General features: G+C 65.9%; 6 protein-coding genes. 5 read left to right on the top strand and 1 reads right to left on the bottom strand.

From position 1 onward, the window contains the following. From V7116_RS24695 to V7116_RS24685, 3 genes are all read left to right on the top strand, one after another. A partial coding sequence (locus V7116_RS24695; protein WP_324394664.1) for an ArnT family glycosyltransferase occupies positions 1-1,843 on the top strand: 1,843 nt, incomplete at its 5' end. Further along, complete coding sequence (locus V7116_RS24690) at positions 1,806-2,096, top strand: Dabb family protein (RefSeq protein WP_324394663.1); 291 nt, start codon at positions 1,806-1,808, stop codon at positions 2,094-2,096. The genes V7116_RS24695 and V7116_RS24690, both read left to right, overlap by 38 nt. Then, on the top strand, positions 2,086-4,470 hold the full coding sequence (locus tag V7116_RS24685) for a WD40 repeat domain-containing protein (protein WP_324394662.1): 2,385 nt from the start codon (positions 2,086-2,088) through the stop codon (positions 4,468-4,470). Before V7116_RS24690 ends, V7116_RS24685 begins: the two co-directional genes overlap by 11 nt. A 188-nt stretch (positions 4,471-4,658) precedes the next feature. Here the strand turns inward: V7116_RS24685 and V7116_RS24680 are convergent, their stop codons facing one another. Continuing rightward, positions 4,659-5,996 (bottom strand): hemolysin family protein, encoded by a 1,338-nt coding sequence (locus tag V7116_RS24680; RefSeq protein ID WP_324394661.1) that lies wholly within the window; start codon positions 5,994-5,996, stop codon positions 4,659-4,661. Between the two features lie 372 nt (positions 5,997-6,368). Here V7116_RS24680 and cyoE point away from each other — a divergent pair, with 372 nt between their 5' ends. Both cyoE and V7116_RS24670 read left to right on the top strand, forming a co-directional pair. After that, positions 6,369-7,289, top strand: a complete 921-nt coding sequence (cyoE, locus tag V7116_RS24675) for a heme o synthase (RefSeq protein ID WP_324394660.1) — start codon at positions 6,369-6,371, stop codon at positions 7,287-7,289. Positions 7,290-7,570: 281 nt separating this feature from the next. Beyond that, positions 7,571-8,015: pentapeptide repeat-containing protein (locus V7116_RS24670; RefSeq protein ID WP_324394659.1), on the top strand; the 445-nt coding region annotated here is incomplete at its 3' end.

Below are 8,015 nucleotides of genomic sequence, written 5' to 3'. Positions count from 1 at the left end.
CGGTCTGGGCGGTCGGCGCGGCTGGATCGCGACCGGCGCGGGGGCGCTCGCGCTGCTGGCGCTGGCCGAAGCCAACGGGGACGTGTTACACGTCGAGGCGCTGCAAGGCATCTCGCACCATCTCCAGTTCGCGCTGCTGGCGGCAGGCTGCGCGCTGGTGGCGTGGGGACTGGGGGGCGCGCCGCGCCCGCACCGGATCGACGTGCCCTGGCGCGAGGTCGCGCTGGTGGGCGCGATCGCGTTGGTCGCGCTGATCCTGCGGCTGTGGGGCCTGGGTGATCTGGTGCGCGTGCTGGTGGACGAAAATCATTTTACGGTGGGCATCCGCGTCTTCTGGAACCGCCTCGCGCCGGACGTGAAACTGCTCAATCCCATGCCGACCGCCGCCTCGTCGCCCTATCTCTACTCGTACTGGCAGGCGGGCGCGGTCGAGGCGCTGGGCCGCACGCTGACCGGGCTGCGCGCGGTGAGCGCGATCTTCGGCGCGTTGGCGATCCCGGCGCTGTACCTGCTGGCGCGGACCCTGTTCGACCGCCGCACGGCGCTCGTCTCGATCCTGATCCTGGCGACGTTCCCGCCGCATCTGCAGTTTTCGCGCCTGGGCATGAATATCGTGGCGGATCCGGTCTTCGGGACGCTGGCGCTGGCGTTTCTGGCGCGCGGACTGCGCGGCGGCTCGCGCCTCGATTGGGCAGCCGGCGGCGTGATGCTCGGCCTCACGCAGTACTTTTACGAGGCCGGGCGGCTGCTGTTCCCGCTGCTGGCGCTCGGATGGCTGGCGGGCGGGTGGCTCGTCTGGCGGCCCCGGCCCGCGCTGCGCGGCGCGCTGATCGCGCTGCTGGCGTTTCTGCTGGTCGCCATGCCCATTTATTACACGCTCGCCGGGCTGGATTTCCCCTTCTTCAGCCGCCTCGAAAAAACCGAGATGAGCACGGATTACTGGCAGCGCGACCGCGAGCAGGACTCGCTGACCACGCGGCTGGCGCATTTCCGCCAGTCGCTGATGCTCTACGTGAACTCGCCGGAGAACACGACCGTTTTTTACTTCCTGTACTACGGCGGCAAACACCCGCTGGTGCTGGAATGGTTCGTGCCGCTGCTGCTGCTGGGCGGCGCGATCGCGCTGTGGTCGTGGCGCAGACCGGACGTGCTGCCGCTGCTGTGGGTGCTGGCCGCCTCGGTGGGCAACGCGCTGCTGGTCGAAAGCGCCGTCTCTGCGCGGTATAACGTGGTGTTCCCCGCGCTGGCGCTGCTGATGGCGCTCGGATTGTGCCACACGCTGCCGCTGCTGGGTCCGCCGCGCTGGTCGCCGCGCATGCAGCGCGCGCTCGCGCTGGAACTGGCAGTCGTGATCATGGTCTGGCAGGGGTTGTTTTACTTTGGCCCGTTTTTGCGCACCTTCAACATCGAGGCGCGAGACTATCTCGACCTGGATGCGGACGACGCGCTGCTGCGCGCGGCGGCACTGCCGCCCGGCACGCCGGTCTACCTCATCGGGGAGAAGATCCTGGCGCAGAGCGACGCGCAGAACTTTTTGAGCTATCTGGCGGACGATCTGGTGGTGCAGGTGATCGCTCCTGAGGACCTCACGCCGGAGGCGCTGGCCGCGATCCCGCGCGACCGGGAAGTGGCGATTTTCGCCGGGCGCAACGACATCACGACGTTCGGGCGGCTGCTTGCAGCTTTTGGGCCACAGTCTCTACAATACACGTCCAATCCCGACGTACCGGAAGCGAAGGAGTTCGTGCTCTACCTGCTGCCGCCCGCCGGGACCACGAGCGGGGATTTGGGAGAAGGAAAAGAATATGGTTCGGCACGTGGTTCTGTTCAAGTTCAAGGATGAGACGGATGCTGCGGCGCGCGAGGCGTTCGTCCACAGCCTGCGGGCGCTGCAAACGGAAGTGCCGGAGGTCCGGCGGCTCCAGGTGGGCCTGAACTTTGCGGAGGCGGCGCGCGCGCACGACGTGGCGCTGATCGTGGACCTGGACGACCGCGCCGCGCTGGCGGCGTACGCCGACCATCCGAAGCACATTCCGGTCAAGCAGCGCGCCGCGGAGATCTGCGCGGCGATGCCGGTGGTGGATTATGAGGTGTAAGGGGGCGGGGCTTCGCCCCCTTTTTATATGTTCGCTGGCGGTTTGTCTCGGCGCTGCCGGACTGCTGGGCGGCGGGTACGCCGCCGCGCAGACGGACGACCCCGCGCCGTATCTTTACTACTTCTCCGACATGCTGCACGCCTACGTTGTCGAGCGCGCGGACGGCTCCGACAGCCGCGTGTTGGGCGCGGGCCTCATGCCGGAGGAGCACATCATGACGCACTGGGGCGGCTGGTCGCCCTCGGGAGAGTGGTTCGCGTGGGCCAGCAGCGAGTGGGCCGGGCCGGGCCATGTGCCCTCCATGGTGTGGCTGGTCCGCGCCGATGGCACGCAGGGCACGCGCCTCTTCGCGGATGCCTACGATTTTAGCCGCCTCGTCTGGTCGCCTGTGGACGACGTGCTGCTGGTGGGCACGTTCGACCAGGAGATGCACGGGCGGACCTTCCTGTATGACGTCGAGTCGGGGCAGCGGCTGGGCGAAGCGCCCTCCCTGGAACCCTTTGAGGGGGCGGGCTGGCTGCCGGATGGCAGCGCGGCCTACGTGTACCATCCGGAGTGGGTGGATATTGTCTTAAAAAACAGGCGGTCGTACATGCGCCTGATCGCGCGTGATGGGAGGATCACGGAGCATGACGTAGGCACTTTTGCCACAGGGATGTCGTCGGCGGGCTGGTTCGTGCATGACGTGCTGGGCGGGTCGCAGTGGGTGGCCGAAAACGCGGTGACGGGCGAGTCGTTTACCTTCGCGCCGCCTGAAGACATATCGTCGCCTGGCTGGAGGCAGTACTGGAATGCGCGCGGCGACACACTGCTATTCAGCAGTATGCTTGACCGTGATACCTGGCTGCTCTCCATGGTGGACCGTTCACTGCTCGATATCGGACCGGACATCAGTTGGTCGTCTGACGGGTTTACGGGCGCGCCGCGATGGTCTTCTTCGGCGGATGCGGCTGTTTTCATCACCCATGCGGACGACGAGGCTGCGCCTTACTTTCTGCGCATGTTGGACGGAGCAACCGGGCAGGTGCAGACACTACTCCAGCGCGAGGGGGAGTTTAGCGTCAAGTGGGCGGGGGAAAGCCAATCCGTGCTGGTTTATCCCGGTTGGCAGGTGCACGAACCCGCGCTCATGCTCGACGTGGAAACCGGCGGACAGACCGTTTTGCCCGTCGAAACCTACGGGCTGCGGACCGCGCAGCCCTCGCCCGACGCGCGCAAGCTGGCTTACGGCGAGGGAAGGTCGGCCTCCATTCCGGCGATCTATGACCTCGACACCGGGCAGATCATCACGACGATTCCCTACAGCGGCGGCGCGGGCGGTGCCATCTACGGCGCGAGCTGGGATCGGACCGGGATGTGGCTGATCACCTCGGAAGATATGACTTTTTCAGGGGGCGGTGGCAGTCCGCCCGGTCACGTAGTGCTCAAAGCGGACGGAAGTGCCCGCCGCGAGCTGGGCCGGACCTCGTTTTCCGCGACTGCGATCGACTGGCTGCCCGACCACGTGCTGCCGCATCTTGCGCCCGGCAGCGCTGCGCCCGTGATCCCCGCGCCGCTGTTTACGCTGGTGCCCGCGACTCAACCGGGCGATACTGCCAACGGCGTGCTGTGGTATCCCGACGGCAGCGGGGTCGTCAGCAATGGCTATCATCACCGCGATGGCGCCGCCGCGGGCAGCCTCGTGTTTTGGGATCTGTCCCAGCCGGAGCCGCGCCAGGACATGACGGTGCCAACGAATGTCTGTACGAGTTCTCTCGCTTGTAACATGATCTGGCTTTCCGCCGATCAGTTCATGATGTGGCCGAGCACCGGACCTACCGCCGCACGGGTCGATGTCCGGAATGGCGATGTGGCCGGTAATCTGTCGCTGTTCGACGCCGCAGGCATTGATGCCATGCAGCTTGATGCTCGTTATGCTGTGCCCAGCCCGAACGGTGATTACGTTCTGGTCCAAAAGTCGGGACGTGGGTTCGAGATCCTCGATGCTTCCGGGGCGCTGCTGCATACGCTGCCCGACCGGGATGACAGCGCCGTGACGTGGTCGCCGGACGGGCGTACCGTGGCGCTCGGCAACGGCGGACCGCTGGCGCTGTGGGACGTGGAAACCGGCGATGTGCGCCTGCTGGAACCGACCGATGCGTGGTCATGGCCCGTGTGGCAGCTTGCCTTCAGCCCGGACGGGCGCTATCTCGCGGCGGGGTCTTACTACCAGCGCACGGCGATCTGGGACACGGTTACCGGGCAGCAGGTGTGGGAACTCAACTGGTACGCCAAGGCGCTGGCGTTCAGCCCCGACGGGACGCAGCTTGCCGCCGCCGGATCGTATGCGGTCGCCGTGTTCGACGTGTCCGATCTGGGTGGGGTAGTGAAGTAAGAGCGTGATTTGTGCTTGACAAAACGAACATATGTTCGGTATACTATGTCAGGACAACACACAGCCGTTGTCTCCTCAAACCGGACCGCTTTCCCCCACCCCGCGGAGCGTCCGGCAAACGATGGGCGGCCCTTTGGGTCGCTCATTTGTTATCTCATGGCGAGATGGGAAAAGCTGAGGATGGCAGACTACTCCGGCTCTTGTGCCGCGCCGTCTGCCGCCTCTGCATCCGCCTCGCGCGCGATCAGCACCTTGTCCACGCGCAGCCCGTCCATGTCCATCACCTCGAACCGGAAGCCGTTCCAGCTAAAGTGCTGCCCGGCGGACGGGATCGCGTCGATCTGGTCCATCACGAAGCCGCCGAGCGTCTGGTATGCGGAGCGGTTTTCGTCGGGCAAGGCATACGCCCCGATCAGTTCCTTGACCGTCTCGATCTGCGCCAGCCCATCGACCAGCCACGATCCGTCCTCGCGCTGCGTGATTTCCGGTTCGCCTCCGAACTCGGCGGAGGGCAGCACGCCGACGATCGCTTCCAGCAGGTCGTGCTCCGTCACGTAGCCCTGAATGCTGCCGTGCTCGTCGATGACCAGCGCCAGCGATTCCCCGGCCCGCCGGAACAGGTCGAGTGCGTCGTTGGCAGCGGCGTTTTCGGGCACGAACGGCGCGGGGCGCACCAGTGCGTGCAGATCGAGGGCCGCGCCGGACAGCGCCTGGTTCAGCAGCGCCTTGGCGCGCACCACGCCCAAGACGTGATCCAGCCCGCCCTCGCATACGGGAAATGTCGAATGCGGGCATTCCGCGATTTTGCGCTGCGTCTCTTCGGGCGAATCGGTGACGTCCAGCCACACGATTTCCGTGTGCGGCGTCATCAAGCTGCGCACAGGGCGATCGTCGAGCTGGAATACGCTCTCGACCATATCCTGTTCCGCCGCCTCGAACACGCCCGCCTCGGCCCCTTGCGCGACGAGCAGCCGGATCTCGTCTTCGGTGATCGGCGCGTTCCGCGACGGCTTCACGCCCAGCACGCGCAGCACGGCGTTGTTGGAGGCCGACAGCAGCCGCACCAGTGGGAACGCGATGCGCGACAGCGACCGCATCGGTCGCGCGACGAGGGTCGCGGCGCGTTCCGGGTTTTGCAGCGCGAGCCGCTTGGGGACCAGCTCCCCGATGACCAACGACGCGTAGGTGATCAGCGCCACGACGATCCCGAAGCCGAGCGCGCCACTGTAGGGGGCCAGCGGCTCGATCTCCTCGATCTGCCGGGACAGCGTGCGGCTGAGCGTCTGCCCGCCGACCGCGCCGGACAGCGTGCCGATCAGCGTGATGCCGACCTGGATCGTGGACAGAAACGCGTTCGGGTCTTCGGCCAGCTCAAGCGCGACACCGGCCTGGCTGCTGCCTTCGTTGGCCCACTGCTGGAGCCGCGCCTTGCGCGCCGACACGATCGACATTTCCGAAAGGGCGAACAGGCCGTTGAACAGGATCAGGATCGCCAGGATCCCGATTTCGAACACTGCCGAGGGCATTTTAATCCTCTTCTTCGCGGGTCTAGGTGATGTGCGTGCGTGTGTGGAACACCGATTCCGTACATAGTGGATTATAGCGACGCCGGTGCGGGTATGGCTGACATTTGGCCCCCGCGTTTCTGATGAAATTTTATTGAATAACAATATGCTAATTGTGTAAAATCTGGCACAATCGCACGTCATTGCCGTTATAATCGGTTTCAAGTAGTGCGCGCCCGGAACGTCACCGCCTTCATCGCCGCCGGACAGGGTTTTGTGACCGGCCCGCCGCGTTTTTTTGACCGCCGCGTGATGCCTCGTTTTGTCGATGGGCCTCCGCGCGGCGCGATACGACCCAGTCCTGCAAGCATCGATACTCTGTGAGAGGTCACTATGACGCATGTTGTTCAAACCCCGCCCGCCGTGGCCGCTGCGCGTGAGCGCGACCGCGATCACAGTGGTGTGCTTGCATCGCTGGCCGTGCTGTTCAAGCTGCGTGTCGTGATGCTGCTGCTGTTTGCGGCGCTGGGTGGGGCGATGTTAGGCAGCGGCGGTGCGCCGTCGCTGGGCGAGCTGGCGCTGCTGGCCGTGACGGGCACGCTGTCGGCGGCGGGTGCGTCGGCGCTCAACCAGTACGTCGAGCGCTTCAAAGACGCGGGCATGAAACGCACGCGCCGCCGCCCCCTGGTGACGGGGCAGTATAACGCGACCGTGGTGTTTGCCGTGGCCTCCGGCATGATCGCCGTGTCGCTGCTGCTGGCGCTGCTGGCGGGCAATCCGCCGCTGGCCGTGTTCCTCGGGCTGGGCGCGTTCATTTACGTGGGCATCTATACGATCTGGCTGAAGCCGCGCAGCGTGTGGAACGTCGTCATCGGCGGGGCGGCGGGCAGCGCTGCCGTGCTCAGCGGCGGAGCGGCAGTCGGCGCGTGGAGCGATCCCGGCGTGATCGTGCTCTCGCTGCTGCTGTTCACGTGGTCACCCATTCACTTCTGGGCGCTGTCGCTCGCCTACCGCGCCGATTACGCCCGCGCGGGCGTGCCGATGCTGCCCGTGGTGACCTCGCCGCGCTGGTCGATCTTCTGGATGGTCGCCCACGCGATCGCAACCGGGGCGTTCGGCCTGCTGTTGGGCCTGGACGGGGCGCTGGGGCTACTCTACCTCGTGCCGGTAATCCCCTCGACCGCGTGGCTGCTGATCGAGTCGGCGCGCCTCATACGCGACTATACCGGCCCGCGCGCGATGAGCGTGTTCAAAGTGTCCAACATTTACCTCAGCCTCGTGCTGCTGGCGGTCGTGTTCGCCACGCTGATCTGATCGCGTGCGGCGGTGTATGTGTAGGGGCGGGGGATCAAAGCAACCTCACCCCCGGCCCCTCTCCAATCTGGGTTGGAGAGGGGAGACAGGCAAGGCACAGCACGCCTTGTCGGGGATCAACTCCGCCCGGCTTTTCTCCTTTTCTGCTCCGGCTAGATATTGATTCCTGACCATTGATGGCTGCTCGTGCATTTCGCGTCTCGCTGCGGGCGTTGTCTGCTGCCTTTCCGGCGCGATATGATCGTGGTATGGTGGACGAAAACGCAGCGCAGAGGATGGTTATGAGCGACTCACGCAGACGCAAACTGACGCCGGGCAAGTGGTGGCGCATGCTCGATCACACGTCGCAGCAGATCCTGATGGTCCTGATCGGGGTGGCGGTCGCGTCGGTGATCCCTGCCGTGATCATCAGCGGCGACTGGGCGGGGCTGTTCCTCAACCTGGGCACGGAGCTGGCGGGCGCGTCGATCACGTTCGTGCTGCTCGACCAGATCCTCGGAACCAGCCGCACGAAAGCCAGTTTGTTGGCGCAGATGGGGAGCCGTATGAACGACGAGGCGACACGCGCCGTCGAGGAGCTGCGGCGGCTCGGCTGGCTGTCCGACGGCGTGCTGCGCGGCGCGGATCTGGCGGGCGCGAACTTGCAGGGGGCGCGGCTCTCGCAGGCGACCATGCCGCGCGCGGTGCTGGAAGGCGCGAAGCTTCAGCGCGCCGTCCTGGGGCGGG

The sequence above is a fragment of the Aggregatilinea sp. genome, assembly GCF_036822615.1.
Classification (GTDB): domain Bacteria; phylum Chloroflexota; class Anaerolineae; order Aggregatilineales; family Aggregatilineaceae; genus Aggregatilinea.
This window is presented reverse-complemented; position numbering and strand designations above follow the sequence as displayed.